Raw genomic sequence first — 804 nt, forward strand, 5'->3', positions numbered from 1 at the left:
CGAGGCCGACGCGCGCACGATCGACACCCGGCTGCGTAACAGCTGCCTGTACGAGGTGCTGCGGCTGCTGATGCTCACCCGCGGGAAGAAGAAGGAACGCGGCGGGTTCATCTCCTACGCCCAGCTCGGCATCAACCAGCTCGGCGCCGTCTACGAAGGGCTGATGTCCTACACCGGGTTCATCGCCGCGGAGGAGCTGTACGAGGTCGCCAAGGGCGGTGATCCCAAGGACGGCAGCTGGATGATCCCGGCGTCCCGGGCCGACGACTACGCGGACGAGGTCTTCGTCCGCGCGCTCGACGACATGGGCCGGCGCACCGGGCCGCGGGTCCGCTACCCGGCCGGGTCGTTCGTCTACCGGCTCGCCGGCCGGGACCGGCAGACCAGCGCCTCCTACTACACCCCGCAGTCGCTGACCGAGGTCACCGTCCAACTCACGCTCAGATACCGTCTCGACCAGGACGGCACCACAACGCCCGCGCGCGAGCTGCTGGACTGGACGATCTGCGAACCGGCGCTGGGCTCCGGGGCCTTCCTCAACGAGGCGATCAACCAGGTCGCCGCCGAGTACCTGCGCCGCTGTCAGCGTGAGCGGGGGGAGAGCCTCGACCCGGAGCGGTACGCCACCGAGCTGCAGAAGGTCAAGGCGTACATCGCCCTGCACAACTGCTACGGCGTGGACCTCAACCGCACCGCGGTGGAGCTGGCGGAGGTGTCGTTGTGGCTGAACGTGATGCACGCCGGCCTGCAGGCACCCTGGTTCGGCCTGCACCTGCGCCGCGGCAACTCGCTCATCGGCGCCGG

1 protein-coding gene is annotated in these 804 nt (G+C 69.4%); it reads left to right on the forward strand.

Annotation, left to right across the window (positions count from 1 at the left end; translation table 11 throughout):
• The coding region (locus tag NBW84_RS21320; protein ID WP_250286763.1) for an N-6 DNA methylase at nt 1-804 on the forward strand (804 nt) is incomplete at both ends.

Source organism: Protofrankia sp. CiP1_Cm_nod2 (assembly GCF_920664355.1).
Taxonomy (GTDB): domain Bacteria; phylum Actinomycetota; class Actinomycetes; order Frankiales; family Frankiaceae; genus Protofrankia.